This window comes from Burkholderia sp. AU16482, from assembly GCF_002223285.1.
GTDB lineage: Bacteria > Pseudomonadota > Gammaproteobacteria > Burkholderiales > Burkholderiaceae > Burkholderia > Burkholderia semiarida.
Genome location: NZ_NKEY01000006.1, coordinates 1,727,470 through 1,743,843, shown reverse-complemented (window position 1 = coordinate 1,743,843; position 16,374 = coordinate 1,727,470). Strand labels below are relative to the sequence as shown.

The 16,374-nt window shown below is 69.3% G+C and carries 9 protein-coding genes; 5 read left to right on the top strand and 4 right to left on the bottom strand.

Going from position 1 to position 16,374, the window contains the following annotated elements:
- Positions 1 to 431: 431 nt before the first annotated feature.
- From CFB35_RS25160 to CFB35_RS25150, 3 genes are all read left to right on the top strand, one after another.
- Complete coding sequence (locus CFB35_RS25160; RefSeq protein WP_089465708.1) at positions 432 to 7,532, top strand: autotransporter-associated beta strand repeat-containing protein; 7,101 nt, start codon at positions 432 to 434, stop codon at positions 7,530 to 7,532.
- 155 nt (positions 7,533 to 7,687) lie between these two features.
- Positions 7,688 to 9,910: an amylo-alpha-1,6-glucosidase gene (locus CFB35_RS25155; protein WP_089465707.1), complete on the top strand. Its 2,223-nt coding sequence runs from the start codon at positions 7,688 to 7,690 to the stop codon at positions 9,908 to 9,910.
- Positions 9,911 to 10,006: 96 nt separating this feature from the next.
- Positions 10,007 to 10,258, top strand: coding sequence for a hypothetical protein (locus CFB35_RS25150; protein ID WP_006482135.1), 252 nt, complete (start codon positions 10,007 to 10,009; stop codon positions 10,256 to 10,258).
- Between the two features lie 483 nt (positions 10,259 to 10,741).
- Here the strand turns inward: CFB35_RS25150 and penR are convergent, their stop codons facing one another.
- Entirely contained in the window at positions 10,742 to 11,632 is an 891-nt protein-coding gene (gene penR / locus CFB35_RS25145) for a beta-lactamase transcriptional regulator PenR (protein WP_089465706.1), read from the bottom strand.
- A gap of 136 nt (positions 11,633 to 11,768) precedes the next feature.
- Here penR and blaPEN-B point away from each other — a divergent pair, with 136 nt between their 5' ends.
- Positions 11,769 to 12,707 carry a PEN-B family class A beta-lactamase gene (gene blaPEN-B, locus CFB35_RS25140; RefSeq protein WP_089465705.1) on the top strand — a complete coding sequence of 313 codons (939 nt, stop codon included), beginning with the start codon at positions 11,769 to 11,771 and terminating at the stop codon, positions 12,705 to 12,707.
- A gap of 829 nt (positions 12,708 to 13,536) precedes the next feature.
- Here the strand turns inward: blaPEN-B and CFB35_RS35465 are convergent.
- The 3 genes from CFB35_RS35465 to CFB35_RS25130 are packed head-to-tail and all read right to left on the bottom strand — an operon-like array spanning position 13,537 to position 15,771.
- A complete protein-coding gene (locus CFB35_RS35465; RefSeq protein ID WP_226094027.1) occupies positions 13,537 to 13,689 on the bottom strand; it encodes a hypothetical protein in 153 nt (50 codons plus the stop codon).
- A 46-nt stretch (positions 13,690 to 13,735) separates the two neighbouring features.
- Entirely contained in the window at positions 13,736 to 15,112 is a 1,377-nt protein-coding gene (locus CFB35_RS25135; protein WP_060968636.1) for a cell wall metabolism sensor histidine kinase WalK, read from the bottom strand.
- Positions 15,109 to 15,771 carry a response regulator gene (locus tag CFB35_RS25130; RefSeq protein WP_059584573.1) on the bottom strand — a complete coding sequence of 221 codons (663 nt, stop codon included), beginning with the start codon at positions 15,769 to 15,771 and terminating at the stop codon, positions 15,109 to 15,111. Before CFB35_RS25130 ends, CFB35_RS25135 begins: the two co-directional genes overlap by 4 nt.
- A gap of 233 nt (positions 15,772 to 16,004) precedes the next feature.
- On the opposite strand from CFB35_RS25130, the gene CFB35_RS25125 reads away from it, so the two are divergent.
- Positions 16,005 to 16,358, top strand: a complete 354-nt coding sequence (locus tag CFB35_RS25125) for a NirD/YgiW/YdeI family stress tolerance protein (protein ID WP_089465704.1) — start codon at positions 16,005 to 16,007, stop codon at positions 16,356 to 16,358.
- The last annotated feature ends 16 nt before the right edge of the window (positions 16,359 to 16,374 follow it).

Genomic DNA, 16,374 nt, shown 5'->3' with positions numbered 1-16,374 from the left:
TATATCGGTGTTTCCACCGATGCGGAACAATCGTTGTCTTTGCGAAAAATCAAGAAGGCCGGCGAAGAGTGTGTTGCATGTTATCGCTGCGCATCTGTCAGAAAGTAAAAAAACTACATAACCGTCGGCCGTTGATCCGACAGGAAAATATCGACTGGAAAACGGTTTGAGTTTGATATAGCCTAGTCTGACGAAAGCGGGCAGTAATCAAATCAACCAGAAAGTCGCTGCAAAAAAACAGGGGCCGTCACCATGTCATTCGACTAGTTCCGCAGCTGCATTTCCGGGCCGATCAAAAAATCATCACGAATAAACCGACAGCGCATCGCGATTGCCGGGGAGGACGCTTTTATCCGCGAGTTTCTGCTGCGTGCCGTCCAGTGCGGCCGCAATACCCATACCAAAAACCGAGATCAATAAAGAGGGAAAGCATGAATCCTGCCCGTTCGAGAAAAGCGAGTGAGCCGTTTCCGAGACTGTTGCTGCCCACGGGCGTGTTTCTGGCGCTGTCGGGCGCGGGCATCGTTCCCGCCCACGCGACCTGCAGCACCGCCGGCACGACGGTGACCTGCTCCGGCGCCGCGAACCCGCTGGCGCCCAGTTATTCGAACAGCGCCAACAACCTGAATGCGACGGTCAACCCCGGTGCAAGCGTCGGTGTGCTGCTCGGGGTCGGCGGCACGGCGATGTCGTTGACCGGCAGTAACGTCACGCTGACCAACAACGGCACGATCGACCCGTCCGTGCTCGGCTCGGGGCTCGGCGTGCTGTCGAGCGGCGCGGTGGTCGGCAACGCGGCGGCGAGCACCACGACCGTGACCAACAACGGCACGATGAACGGCTCGACCGGCGTCGCGATCAGCGGCGTGACCGGCATGGCGCTGTCGGTCCAGAACGGCACGGGCGGCACGTCGACGATCAACAACACCGGCACGATCGGCTCGTCCCCACTGCCCGGCGCGACCCTCGTCGGCGCCGATGCGCCGGTGGTCGCCGCATACGGCGGCGGCACGGTCAACATGACGAACAGCGGGACGATCACCGGCCGCGTGTCGCTCGGTTCGAACGGCACGCCGGGGCAGGGCAATACGTTCACCAACTCGGGCACGATCAACGGCGGCGTGTCGATGGGGGCGAACAGCACGAACACGTTCAATGCCGTGACGGGCTCGTCGGTCAACACGGCCGGCGGCACCGGCGGCGCGTTCAACATCACGATCGGCCCGGTCACGCTCGGCGTGGCCGCAACCGGCGTCGTCGACGGCGGCGCGGGCGGCAACAATACGCTCAACCTGCAGCAGGGCGCCGCGGCGAACGGCACGATCGCGGTCAACAACTACATCAACTTCAATCACCTCGACGTCACGAGCGGCAACTGGACCATCAACGGCGCGTCCACCGCGCAGGACGCGACGCTGACGGGCGGCGTGGCGATCATCAACGACAACGCGTCGCTCGGCACCGGGACCGTCACGGGCAACGGCGGTGCGTTGCAGGCGGGCACGGCGGGGCTCGACGTGTCCAACAACGTGTCGCTCGGCGCGGGCGGCCTGACGGTGCAGGGCGCGACCGGTCTGACGCTGTCCGGCACGGTGTCGGGCGGCGGCGCGCTGACGAAGAACGATGGCGGCACGCTGACGCTGTCCGGCGCGAACGGCTACACGGGCGGCACGAACCTGAATGGCGGCGGCCTGGTGGTCGGCAACAATTCGTCGCTCGGCACCGGCGCGCTGAACGTCAACGCGTCGGCATCGCTCGACACGAGCGCGAACGTGACGCTCGGCAACACGGTCAATCTCGCGACCGGCTCGACGCTGACGCTCGGCGGCAGCAACGATCTCGGGCTGACCGGCGCGATCGGCGGAAGCGGCGGCCTCGTGAAGAACGGCGCGGCGACCACGACGCTGACCGGCACGAACACGTACACGGGCGGCACGACGATCAACGCGGGCACACTTGCGCTCGGCGCGGGCGGCAGCCTCGCGTCGACGGGCACGATGAACCTTGCCGGCGCCGGCGCGACGCTGGATCTGGGCAGTGCGACGGGCGGGCAGACGCTCGGCGCGCTGTCGGGTGTCGCGGGAACGAGCGTGAACCTCGGCGCCAATTCGCTGACGCTCGGCGGCAGCATCAATGCCACCTATGCCGGCACGATCGGCGGTTCGGGCAGCGTGACGCTGTCGGGTACCGGCACGCAATCGCTGACGGGCGCGAACACGTACACGGGCGGCACCAACCTGAACGGCGGCAACCTCGTCGTCGGCAGCAATACGTCGCTCGGCCTCGGTGCGGTGAATGTCAACGGTTCGTCGACGCTCGATGCGACTGCCAACGTGTCGCTCGCGAACGGCGTCAACATCGCGACGGGCACGACGCTGACGGTCGGCGGCAGCACCGATCTCGGCCTCGGCGGCGTGATTTCCGGCGGCGGCGGTCTCGTGAAGAACGGCGCGGCGGCGCTCACGCTGTCGGGCGCGAACAACTATGCGGGCGGCACGACGCTGAACGCCGGCGGACTGGTACTCGGCAACGCGTCGGCGCTCGGTACCGGCGCGCTGACCGTCGGCGGCGCGGCGACGCTCGATACGACCACGAACCTGTCGGTCGGCAATGCGATCAATCTCGACGCGAGCGCCGCACTCACACTGGGCGGCAGCAACAGCCTTACGCTGGGGGGCACGATTGCCGGCGCGGGCAGCCTCGTGAAGGACGGCGCCGCGACGACGACGCTGACCGGCACGAACACGTACACCGGCGGCACGACGATCAATGCGGGCACACTTGCGCTCGGCGCGGGCGGCAGCCTTGCATCGACCGGCGCGATGAATCTGGCGGGCGCGGGCGCGACGCTGGATCTGAGCGGTGCGACGGGCGGGCAGACGCTCGGCGCGCTGTCGGGCGTCGCGGGAACGAACGTGAACCTCGGCGCCAACGCGCTGACGCTCGGCGGCACCGCGAGCGGCACGTTCGGCGGGGTGATCGGCGGTACCGGCAGTCTCACGTTGTCGGGTACGGGCACGCAGACGCTGAACGGCGCCAATACCTACAGCGGCGGCACGAACCTCAATAGCGGCGGTCTCGTGCTCGGCAACGGCGGGGCGCTGGGCGCTGGCGCGCTGAACGTCGGCGGCGCGGCCACGCTCGATACGAATGCAGCCTTGTCGGTCGGCAATGCGATCAATCTGGGCACGGGCGCCGCGCTGACGCTCGGCGGCAGCAACAGTCTTACGCTCGGTGGCGCGATTGCCGGCACGGGCAGCCTCGTGAAGGACGGCGCGGCGACCACGACGCTGACCGGCACGAACACGTACACGGGCGGCACGACGATCAACGCGGGCACGTTGGCGATCGGCGCGGGCGGCAGCCTTGCATCGACCGGCGCGATGAACCTCGCCGGCGTCGGCGCGACGCTGGATCTGAGCAGTGCGACAGGCGGGCAGACGCTGGGCGCGCTGTCGGGTGTCTCGGGAGCGAACGTCAACCTCGGCGCCAATGCACTGACGCTCGGGGGCACGGCGAGCGGCACGTTTAGCGGTGTGATCGGCGGCACGGGCAGCCTCACGTTGTCGGGCACCGGCACGCAGACGCTGAACGGCGTCAATACCTACAGCGGCGGCACGAACCTCAATAGCGGCAGCCTCGTGCTCGGCAACAGCGGGGCGCTGGGTTCCGGCGCGCTGAACATCGGCGGCGCGGCCACGCTCGATACGAATGCGGCCTTGTCGGTCGGCAATGCGGTCAATCTCGCGACCGGCTCGACGCTGACGCTCGGCGGCAGCAACGATCTCGGGCTGACCGGCGCGATCAACGGAAGCGGCGGCCTCGTGAAGAACGGCGCGGCGACCACGACGCTGACCGGCGCGAACACCTATACGGGCGGCACGACGATCAATGCGGGGACGCTGGCACTCGGCGCGGGCGGCAGCCTCGCGCCGACGGGCACGATGAATCTCGCCGGTGCCGGCGCGGCGCTGGATCTGAGCGGTGCGACAGGCGGGCAGACGCTCGGCGCGCTGTCGGGCGTCGCGGGAACGAACGTGAACCTCGGCGCCAACGCACTGACGCTCGGCGGCACGGCGAGCGGCACGTTCGGTGGGGTGATCGGCGGCACTGGCAGCCTCACGTTGTCGGGTACCGGCACGCAGACGCTGTCCGGCGCGAACACCTACACGGGCGGCACGACGATCGCCGGCGGCAGCACGCTGGCGCTCGGCGCGGGCGGCAGCCTTGCGTCCGGCAGTGCGCTGAACCTCGCGGGCGCGGGGGCGACGTTCGACTTGAGCGGCGCGACGGCCTCGCAAACGCTCGGCACGCTGACCGGCGCGGCCGGCACGAGCGTGAACCTCGGCGGCAACGGGCTGACGCTGAGCGGCAACGGCAGCAACACGTTCGGCGGCGCGATCGGCGGCACCGGCGGCCTGACGCTGGCCGGCAGCGGCACACAGACGCTGACCGGCGCGAACACATACACCGGCGGCACGACGATCAGCGGCGGCGGCACGCTGGCGATCGGCGCGGGCGGCAGCCTCGCCTCGACCGGCGCGGTGAACCTCGCCAGCGCCGGTGCGACGTTCGACGTGAGCGGCGCGACGGGCGCGCAGACGATCGGCACGCTGACTGGCGCGGCCGGCACGAACGTCAACCTCGGCACGAATGCGCTGACGCTGAACGGCAGCGGCAACGGTACGTTCGGAGGAACGATCGGCGGCGCCGGCGGGCTGACGGTCGCCGGCACGGGCACCCAAACGCTGACGGGCGCGAACACGTACACGGGCGGCACGACGATCGCCGGCGGCAGCACACTCGCACTCGGCGCGGGCGGCAGCCTCGTGTCGGGGAGCGCCGTGAACCTCGCGGGCACGGGGGCGACGTTCGACGTGAGCGGCGCGACGGGCGCGCAGACGTTCGGTACGCTGACCGGCGCGGCCGGCACGAACGTGAATCTCGGCGCGAATGCGCTGACGCTGAACGGCAGCGGCAACGGTACGTTCGGTGGTGCGATTGGCGGGACGGGCGGCGTGACGTTCGCCGGCACGGGCACGCAAACGCTGACGGGGGCCAACACGTATACGGGCGGCACGACGATCGCCGGCGGCAGCACACTCGCCCTCGGTGCGGGCGGCAGCCTCGCGTCGGGGAGCGCCGTGAACCTCTCGGGCACGGGGGCGACGTTCGACGTGAGCGGGGCGACCGGCACGCAGACGATCGGCACGCTGACCGGCGCGGCCGGCACGAACGTGAATCTCGGCGCGAATGCGCTGACGCTCAACGGCAGCGGCAACGGTACGTTCGGCGGCGCGATCGGCGGGACGGGCGGCGTGACGTTCGCCGGCACGGGCACGCAAACGCTGACGGGTGCGAATGCGTACACGGGCGGCACGACGATCGCCGGCGGCAGCACGCTCGCGCTCGGCGCGGGCGGCAGCCTCGCATCGACGGGCGCGGTGAATCTCGCGGGCACGGGTGCGACGTTCGACGTGAGCGGCGCGACCGGCACGCAAACGATCGGTGCGCTGTCGGGTGCGGCCGGCACGAACGTGAATCTCGGTGCGAACGCGCTGGCGCTGAACGGCAGCGGCAGCAATACCTTCGGCGGCACGATCGGCGGCTCGGGCGGCGTGACGGTGGCGAGCGGCACGCAGGTGCTGACCGGCGCCAACACGTACACGGGCGGCACCACGATCGCAGCCGGCGGCACGCTGCAACTCGGCAACGGCGGCACGTCGGGCAGCGTGGCCGGCGACGTCGTCGACAACGGTGCGCTGATCGTCAATCAATCGGGCAACGTGACGATCGCGAGCGTGCTGTCCGGCACCGGTTCGCTGACCCAGGCCGGCAGCGGGCAGCTCACGCTGACCGGCACGAACACGCTGAGCGGCCCGACCACGGTCGCCGCGGGCACGCTCGCCGTCAACGGTTCGCTCGGCCAGTCGACCGTCACCGTGCAGAACGGCGCGACGCTGACGGGCACCGGCACGATCGGCGGCCTCGTGGTGCAAGGCGGCGCGACGGCGGCCGCCACGCAGCCGGGCGCGGCGCTGAACGTAGGCGGCAACGTCACGTTCCAGCCGGGTTCGACGTTCCAGGTCGCCGCCACGCCGCAGCAAAGCGGCAGCCTCGCGGCGAGCGGCACGGCGACGCTGAACGGCGGCACCGTGCAGGTGCTCGCGAACCAGAGCACCTATCAGCCGGGCACGACGTACACGATCCTCAGCGCATCGTCGGGCGTGCAGGGCGCGTTCACCCAGGTGAGCGCGAACTATGCGTTCCTCACGCCGACCCTCAGCTACGATCCGGGTCACGTGTATCTGCAACTGGCTCAGAACGGCACGTCGCTGCCCGACGTCGCCACCACGCCGAACCAGCGCTCGGTCGCGACCGCGGTGGCCGCGCTCGGCACCGGCAATCCGCTGTACGACACGGTGCTGACGGCAGACGCGCCGACCGCGCGCCGCGCGTACGGGCTGCTCGGCGGCGAACTGCAGGCGAGCCTGAAGAGCATGCTGCTGCTCGACAGCCGCTATGTGCGCGACGCGGTGACCGATCGCGTCCGTCAGGGTCTCGCGCCCGGATCGGGCCCGCTCGCGGCGCTGTCGTCGGGCGGCGCCGCGCTGTGCGGCGACAACACGGCCGGCGTGGCCGACCCGACGCTGCCGCCGGAGCGCCGGATCGGTTCGCGCGACGGGTGCTACGGCGGGACGCCTTATCAGCCGGTCGTCTGGGGGCAGGCGTTCGGCGGCCGCAGCCGGCTCGCCGGCGACGGCAACGCATCGTCGATCAACCGCAGCATGACGGGCTTCATCGCCGGCGCCGACATGGCGTTCAACGACAAGTGGCGTGCGGGTCTGGCCGCGGGCGTCACGCACAGCTCGCTCGACAACGACCAGAGTTCGTCGGCGGCGGTGAACAGCTACTACCTGTCGCTGTACGGCGGCGCGCAGTACGGCGCGCTCGGCGTGCGCGGCGGCGCGTCGTACACGTGGTATCGCATCAACAGCGACCGGTATCCGGGCTTCGCGGGCTTCTCGGATCACGACTCGGCCGGCTACAACGCGCATTCGGCGCAGGTGTTCGGCGAAGTCGGCTACGCGCTGCCGGTCGGCCCGGTCGCGATCGAACCGTTCGCGGGCCTCGCGTACGTGAACCTGCATACCGACGGCTATACGGAAACCGGCGGCGCGGCCGCGCTGCGCGCCGACGGCGAGACGACCCACGTCGGCTTCTCGACGCTCGGCCTGCGTGCGGCGTCGCAGCTCGGCTCGATCGCGAGCGGCACGTTCACCGCGCGCGGGACGGTCGGCTGGCGGCATGCGTTCGGCAACGTGCGGCCGTCGTCGGCGTTCACGTTCGCGAACGGCGGCACGTCGTTCCAGGTATCGGGCGTGCCGATTGCTCGCGACAGCGCGGTGCTCGAAGCCGGCATCGACGCGAACATCACGAAGCGCCTGACGCTCGGCCTCACGTACAGCGGCCAATACGGCAGCGGCGTGCGCGACAACGCGATCCTCGGCAACATCCTGTGGAAATTCTGACCGGCGACTGACGTGCCCGTCCGCGGCGCCATGCGACGAAGCAACGTCGTGTGGCGCCGCGGCCGTTTCGTCGCTGCGCACGTTCGCCGTTCTGGCCTATCCTGTGCGAAACACGCGACGCGCGCCGCGCGTTGCGCCTCGACACAGGAGCATCGATGCCGAATCACGCCGAAGCCACGACGACGCAGGCGCCGCAAGTCGCGCCGATTCCCCCGGCCACCGCGTCGGGTCCCGCTTTCATCGCGCCCGAAGCCGATCCGCAGGTCCTCGCGCGCAACAACCAGTACGTGCTGAAATCCGGCGACGCGTTCGTGGTCAGCGACGCGCTCGGCGACATCGCCGGCCATGACGACGGCCTGTTCGTCGACGACATGCGCGTGCTGTCGACGTGGCGCCTGACGTTCGGCGGCCGCGCGCCGTCGCTGCTGTCGGGCGCGACGAGCGCCGACAACGCGTCGTTCACCGCGCACCTGACGAACCGCCCGCTGCCGCCGCTCGGCGGCCACGAGACGCCCGAGGGCGTGATCCATATCGAGCGCATGCGCGTGCTCGTGGGCGACGTGCTGCACGAAGCGCTGACGCTGACGAACTACGGCGCGAGCGAAGCCGAGGTGCCGCTGTCGCTGTCGTTCGCGGCGGATTTCAAGGACATGTTCGAAGTGCGCGGCACGCGGCGGCCCAAGCGCGGCACGGTGGGCGCGCCGCGCGTCGACGCGGGCGCGGTGCGGCTGCGGTACGACGGCCTCGACGGCGTGGAGCGCAACGTGACCGTGCATTTTTCGCCGGCGCCCGACGCGCTGTCGGTCGATCGTGCCGACTACACGCTGACGATCGCCGCGCAGGCGTGCGTGTCGATCTACCTGACCGTCGATGCGACGCTCGGGCCCGCGCAGGGCGAAGGGCCCGGGTGCGGCCGCGTCGCGCTGCGCACGGCGCTCGTCGGCGTGCATCGCGAGATGCGGGCACGGCGCGAGTCGATGGCGCGCGTGAACACCGGCAATCCGCTGTTCGACGCGTGGCTCGATCGTTCGCTCGCGGATCTCGGGCTGCTCACGACGCAGCTCGACACGGGGCCGTACCCGTATGCGGGCATTCCGTGGTTCTCGACGCCGTTCGGCCGCGACGCGATCATCACGTCGCTGCAGATGCTGTGGCTGCAGCCGTCGCTCGCGCGCGGCGTGCTGCGCTTTCTCGCCGAGCATCAGGCGCGCGAGACCTCCGCGTTCCGCGACGCGGAGCCCGGCAAGATCATGCACGAGTTCCGCCGCAGCGAGATGGCCGCAACGGGCGAGGTGCCGTTCGCGCTGTACTACGGCGGCGTCGATACGACACCGCTGTTCATCGTGCTCGCGGGCGCCTATGCCGAGCGCACCGGCGACGATGCGCTGATCGACGAGCTGTGGCCCGCGCTCGAGCGCGCCGTGCAATGGGTGATCGACAAGTGCGACCGCAATCCGTACGGACTGCTCGACTACCAGCGCACGTCGGAGCGCGGCCTCGCGAACCAGGGCTGGAAGGACAGCCACGATTCGGTGTTCCATGCGGACGGCCGTTTCCCGGACGGGCCGATCGCGCTCGTCGAGGTGCAGGCCTACGCGTGCGCGGCGCTCGACGCGATGTCGGCGTGCGCGCACCGGCGCGGCCATGCGGCCGACGCGACGCGCTACGCGTTGCGCGCGAAGACGCTGCGCGACCAGGTCGATGCGCTGTTCTGGATGCCGGAAGGCGATTTCTACGGGATCGCGCTCGACGGGCATGGCGAGCTGTGCCGCGTGTTCGCATCGAACGCGGGCCATCTGCTTGCGTTCGGGCTGCCCGACGCCGAGCGCGGCGCGGCGGTCGCCGGCGTGCTCGGCTCGGCGCTGTTCCAGACGGGCTGGGGCATCCGCACGCTGGCGGCCGGCCAGCCGCGCTTCAACCCGATGGCCTATCACAACGGTTCGGTGTGGCCGCACGACAATGCGCTCATCGCGCGCGGCCTGGCGCGCTACGGCGACAAGACGGCCGCGGTGAACCTGCTGCGTGCGCTGTTCGAGGCGGCGGTGAGCTTCGAGATGCGCTTGCCGGAACTGTTCTGCGGGTTCCCGCGCCGGCGCGGCGAACCGCCGACCGCGTATCCGGTTGCCTGCCTGCCGCAGGCGTGGGCGGCCGGCGCGCCGTTCATGATGCTGCAGGCGTGCCTCGGCGTGAGCATCGACGCGTCGCGCCACGAGGTGCGGGTCGAACGCCCGGCATTGCCGGAAGGCGTCGACTGGCTGCGGATCGATGCGCTGCGCGTCGGCGACGAAACCGTGTCGCTGACGTTCCGCCGGGTCGACGGGCAGGTCGTCGCGGCGGCGGAGCGGCCGGGCCGCGTCAAGGTGGTCGCGGTGCTGTAGCGGGGCGCCGCGCGAACGTTGCGCGATGTCGCGCCACGTTCGCGCGCGGCGGCATAGAATCGTGACATGACCCTTGAACGATGGCGGAGGTAGACGATGACGACCGACAACCGGCCCGACGACGGCGAGCACAAGCTCGAGAATCTGGAAGCGGCGGTCGACCACCTGCACAAGTCGATCGAATCGCAGAGCATCGCGGTCGGCGCGGCGAAGGGCATTCTGTTCAGCCTGATCGAAACGCTCGGCGCGTTGATCGGCGATCCCGACCTGCCCGAGCATGCGCGTTCGGGCTACGAAGCGTTGCGCGACAAGGCGAGCGAATTGCGCGGCGGGCTCGACCGCCATTGACGTACGGGTGGCGCAGGCGCTGCCCGATTCTGCGCACGCGGCAAAAACCCCGTGCGCTCAATCAGTTAGGTGCCCGATACGCAGGATATCCACACGCTTGCCAACACAATCTGTGGAGAACCGCCCCGGCCCTCGGCCGGGCGCGCCACGCATGCGCGGCGCGCGGTTCCACAATCATTCCGGTGCCACGCCATTGACCGGTCAAGGTCCGCGGATCGAATCCCCTTGTGTATCAAGATGTTACGCGTCCGATCCGGCGGATATCCACAGGCTTGCCAACAAAATCTGTGGACAACTCGCAATCGATTGCGTCGCACGAGTTGAGGATCCGGCCCGAATGCGAGCGGTGCGCGAAGCCCGCGTGCAAAGGCTGCCCGCGCCGTGCGTCGGCGCGCGAATGCGTGCGCGATCAAGGGGTTAGGCGCCGCGTACCCAGGATATCCACATCCTTGCCAACAAAATCTGTGGACAAGCGCGGCCGCGTCAGTTCGCCGGCGCCATACCGGCCGCTTCCGCCACGATCCAGTCACGAAAGAGCGTCATCGCCGGCGTCAGCGGCTTCGACTTCAGCGACGTGAGCCAGTAGCCGCCCGCGCGCACGTCGATGTCGAACGGCCGCGCGAGCTGGCCGAGCTGCAGTTCGCGCGAGAACATGCACGCGGGCGCGAGCGCGACGCCCGCACCCTGCATCGCGGCCTCGACCATCAGCCGGGACGAATCGAACACGGGCCCATTGACGGCCCACGGTTCGAGCCGCGCGGCGTCGAACCAGCCGTGCCATTCGTCGGTGCGATACGAGCGCAGCAGCGTTTCGTTCGCGAGATCGGCCGGACGCGCGACGCGCCGCGCGATGTCCGGCGCGCACAGCGCGGTGAGCGGCGCATCGAGCAGCCGCTCGTTGCGCGTGGCCGGCCAGTTGCCTTCACCGAAGCGGATCGCGAAATCGAGGCCCTCGGCGGCGAGGTCGACGACGTTGTTGTTGGTCCGCAGCCGCAGCTCGACGAACGGGTGCGTGTCGCCGAACTGCTTCAGCCGCGGCATTAGCCAGCCTAGGGCAAAGGTGCCGACGACACCGAGCGTCAGCACCTCGTGGAAACGCCCGCCGTCGAACTGCTTGAGCACCGTCTCGATGCGGCTGAACGCGTCGCTCAGCACCGGCAGCAGCGCGCGCCCCTCGTCGGTCAGCCCGAGGCCGCGCGGCAGCCGCGTAAACAGCGTGCAGCCGAGCCGCTCCTCGAGCGAGCGCACCTGCTGGCTGACGGCGGCCTGGGTCACGCTCAGCTCGAGGCCGGCGCGCGTGAAGTTCAGGTGGCGCGCCGACGATTCGAACGCGCGCAACGCATTGAGCGGAAGATGAGGGCGGAGCTTAGTCATAAGAATTTCTTTTGTCAGCGCTCAATTATCGTTGCTTGTCGGGCAACCGTAAAGTGCCGATAGTGCTGCCTCGGCGGCCGGCCGTTTTCAACGCGCCAACCACGTTTCGCCGCCATTCCACCACGAGACAACCGACATGACCTACTCATCGAAACGTCGATCCCTGTTGCTGGCCGCCGCGACGGCGCCGCTCGTTCTTACCGTCACCGCATGCGCGTCGCGACAGGCCGCTGCGCCGGACGCCGCCACGGCGGCAGCGGCGGCTGCCGCGGACGCCATTGCGCCTGTTGCTGCTGCGACGACGCTGGCCGATCTCGAACGCGACGCGGGCGGCCGTCTCGGCGTGTGTGCGATCGACACGGCGAGCGGCCGGGTCATCGAGCATCGCGCGGGCGAGCGCTTCCCGTTCTGCAGCACGTTCAAGGCGATGCTGAGCGCGGCGGTGCTCGCGCGGAGCGTCGAGCAACCGGGCTTGCTGCAACAGCGCGTGACGTATACGAAGGCCGATCTCGTCAACTATTCGCCGGTATCGGAGAAGCATGTCGGCGCGGGCATGACGGTCGCCGCGCTGTGCGAGGCCACGATCCAGTACAGCGACAACTCGGCCGCGAACCTGCTGATGAAGCTGATCGGCGGACCGTCGGCGGTCACGGCCTACGCGCGCTCGATCGGCGACGACACGTTCCGTCTCGATCGATGGGAGACCGAACTGAATACCGCGTTGCCGGGCGACCCGCGCGACACGACGACGCCGGCCGCGATGGCCGCCAGCCTGCGCGTGCTGACGCTCGGCGACGCGTTGCCGGCCGCGCAGCGTGAGCAACTCGTCACGTGGCTGCGCGGCAACAAGGTCGGCGACAAGCGGATCCGCGCGGGTGTGCCGGCCGGGTGGACGGTCGGCGACAAGACCGGCACCGGCGACTACGGGACGACGAACGACGCGGGCGTCATCTGGCCGACGTCGCGCGCGCCGATCGTGCTGGCCGTGTACTACACGCAGACGCGAGCCGATGCGCGGGCGAAGGACGACGTGATCGCGTCGGTCGCACGCATCGTCGCGCGGACGTTCGGCTGAGCAGCGCGGCACGGCAGGGCGCGACAGGCATCGCGCACGCCGCGGGCGCATCGTGCCGCAGTCGTGACCCGCGCGACCAAACGTTGTGCGATCAACGACTTAGCTCGCGCATGCTCAGGATATCCACATGCTTGCCAACAAAAAGTGTGGACAAGCCCCCGAACGGCGGGCGCGCCGCGCGGCGCGCGGCGTCGTGCCGCGTTTGAAGCAGTGCGGACAAAGTCTTTCGGATCAAGCGCTTGGCCGCGGTATGCGCAGGCTATCCACACGCTTGCCAACACAATCTGTGGACAAGCACCGCAGCCGGCACGGCGGGCGGCGCATCACGTACCGCAGCGGCATGCAACCGGCGCTTGGCCGCCCGTGTGCCGTTTTCTAGGCGGCGCGGACAAAGTCTTTCGGATCAAATGCTTGATCGCGGTATGCGCAGGCTATCCACATGCTTGCCAACAAAATTTGTGGGTAAGTGGGCGATGCAGGTTCGGTCCGCATGCAGCGGTCATGACGGGGGGCGGGCGTCCGTTGTCGCGGCGTCGTGACGCGATGTGCGGCGAAGGGTGCGCGCGACGGCCATCACGTGCGCCGCGTCTGCATCACGCGTGCCAAAGTCCATCGGATCAAGGGTTTAGCGTCGCGGTGCGCAGGATATCCACAAGCTTGCCAACATTTTCTGTGGAGAAGTCGGCGGTCGCGATTCGGCCGATGTCACGCGCCGCCACACGTCGCACATGCGAACGCCCGCCGTGCAGATATCGGCCACGCCGACCTTCTGGATGAAGCTGCGTCGAGATGAATCCCGGCTGCCGATTCATGAACGCCGCGTCGGCCTTCAGACGACGAGCAAGTCGGCTTCGTGGGCGGCCGCCAGCGTGAAGCGGCCGATGTGAGCGCGTGCTTGCCGCGGTCCGGCGCGTTTGCCGCGCACCGATGACAAACCCTTTCCGATCAATGGCTTGGTGCCGTTAATGGAGGGGTTGTCCACAAGCTTGCCAACATAATCTGTGGACAAGCCGCCCGCCGCCCGCGCATCAGGCCGGCCGCGGGAAGCGCACCGTGACGGTCAGCCCGCGCCCGCCGCGCGAGGTCGCGAGCGCGACGGTCGCGCGATGCTGTTCGGCGATCCGCTTGACGATCGACAACCCGAGCCCGCTGCCCGACGACGTGACTGCCTGCGCGCCTTCGCCGCGATAGAAGCGCTCCCACACGTCGGTGCGTTCTGCCTCCGGAATGCCGGGGCCGTCGTCGGCCACCTCGAGCACGGGCGTCGCGCCGTCGATGCGCGCGGACACGTCGACGCGCGCGCCTTCGCCTGCATAGCGGATCGCGTTGTCGACGAGATTGTTCAGCAGCACGCGCAGCGTGTCGGCATTGCCCGCGGCCATCACCGGTGCGTCGACGATCGCGCCGAGATCGATGCGGTGCGCGTCGGCGACGCGCGCGCGGTCCGACACCACCGAGCGGCACAGCGCGGCGAGATCGACCGGCGCCGACGCGGCGACGGCCGCCTGCGCATCGGGTTCGAGGCGCGCGAGCGTCAGCAACTGCTCGGCGAGGTGGCCGAGGCGCGTCGTGCCCGCGTGGATCTGCGCGAGGATGCGCTCGCGCTCCTCCGCGGTCGCCGCGCGCCGCAGCAGTTCGGACTGGATCGACAGCCCCATGATCGGCGTGCGCAGCTCGTGCGCGGCATCGGCGATGAAGTGCCGCTGCAACGTGAACGAGCGGTCGAGGCGCGCGAGGAGGTCGTTGATCGCCTCGGCGAGCGGACGGACCTCGTTCGGCATCGATGCGACGTCGACCGGCTCGAGGTTGTTCGCATTCCTGCGTTTCAGGCCTGCCGCGATCGCCCGCAGCGGCTGCAGCCCCGCGCCGATGCCGAACCACAGGCCCAGCGCGAGCAGCGGCAGCATCGAGAACACCGGCCACAGCAGATGGACGGCGATGCCCGCGATCGCTTCCCAGCGCGCATGCCGCGCCTGCGCGAGCCGGATCGTCGTGCCGCCGCGCTCCGTCACATAGGTACGCCACGGCTGGCCGCCGACGTCGACGCTCGCGATGCCCTGCTGCGCGGGTGGTGGCAGCTTCGAGTCGCGGTCGGTCGAATACACGAGCGTACCGTTGCGCCACACCTGCAGCAGCACCGCATCGGGGTCGCTCGCCTCGAAGCCGTGCTTGCCTCTGGCGCGGTTGCTGAACGACAGCTCGCCGTTCGGGCCGACGACGATCTGTTTCGACATGCTGCGCATCTGGTCGTCGAGCAGGTCGTCGAGTTCGCGCAGCGCGCCCCAGTAGGTGCCGGCGCTCGCGACCAGGCCGATCACGCAGGCGGCCGGCATCAGCCACGTCAGCAGGCGCCGCCGCAGCGACGCGTTGCGCCAGCGCGCGATAGCGCGTTGCACGCGCGTCACGTGCCGTCACCGATCCGGTAGCCGACGCCGCGCACCGTGCGGATCACGTCGTGGCCGAGTTTCTTGCGCAGGTTGTGGATATGCACCTGCACCGCGTTGCTCTCGATTTCCTCGCCCCAGCTGTACAGCCGTTCCTCGAACTGTTCGCGCGAAATCACCGCGCCCGGTTCGCGCATCAGCTCGTGCAGCAGCACGAATTCCTTCGGCGACAGCGGCACTTCGTCGTCGTCGAGCCAGACGAGGTGCTTGACGGGATCGAGCCGCAGCGGGCCGATCGCGAGCGTCGTCTGCGCGCGGCCCGCATGGCGGCGGTTGACCGCGCGGATGCGGGCGAGCAGTTCGTCGAGCTCGAACGGCTTGACGAGATAGTCGTCCGCGCCGCTGTCGAGGCCCGCGATGCGGTCCGGCACGCCGTCGCGCGCGGTGATGATGATCGCGGGCAGGTTTTCGTCGCGGCGGCGCAGCGCGGCGAGCACCGACAGGCCGTCGCGGTTCGGCAACCCGAGATCGAGCAGCAGCAGCCCGTAGCCGGTCGTGCGCAGCGCGAGCGACGCGGCGTCGCCGTCCTTCACCCAGTCGACCGCGAAGCCTTCCTGTTTGAGGCCCTGTTCGAGCCCGCTGCCGATCAGCGGATCGTCCTCGACGAGCAGTACGCGCATGGATTCGTGTCTCTTCAACGGGGGCGCCGCGGCGCCCGGGGTTCCCATGATAAGCGTGCGCATCTTAGGTCTGGCTTAAATGCGCGCGGTGCGCGGCCCGCTTTCGTACTCGTCCAATGCGGCGCCGTGTCACTTCGGCATGCCCTTCAGGTTTGCTTAATCTTACGGTCCGTAATCTGGCGCCGTCGCGTTCAACGAAGCGCGGCGCCACATCGAAGAAGAGGAACGAGATCATGAAACACCTGACCAGAATCCTGATGATTGCACTCGCCACGCTGCCTGCCGCCGTCCATGCGCAATACACGGGGCCGTCCGCGCTGACCACGACGACGGTGAAGGAGCTGCTCGCGAATGGCAAGGACGACCAGCACGTGCAGTTGCAGGGGCGCATCGTCAAGCACGTCGGCGGCGAGGATTACGAATTCGCCGATGCCACCGGTACGATCCGCGTCGAGATCGACCACAAGTTGTGGGCAGCCGGCCAGCCCGTCAGCGACAAGAACGAAGTGAAGCTGACCGGCGAATTCGAGCGCAAATGGTCGGGCAGCGTGAAGGTCGACGCCGATCACGTCGAAGTGCTGCGCTGACAGGTGGGCGCGGGGC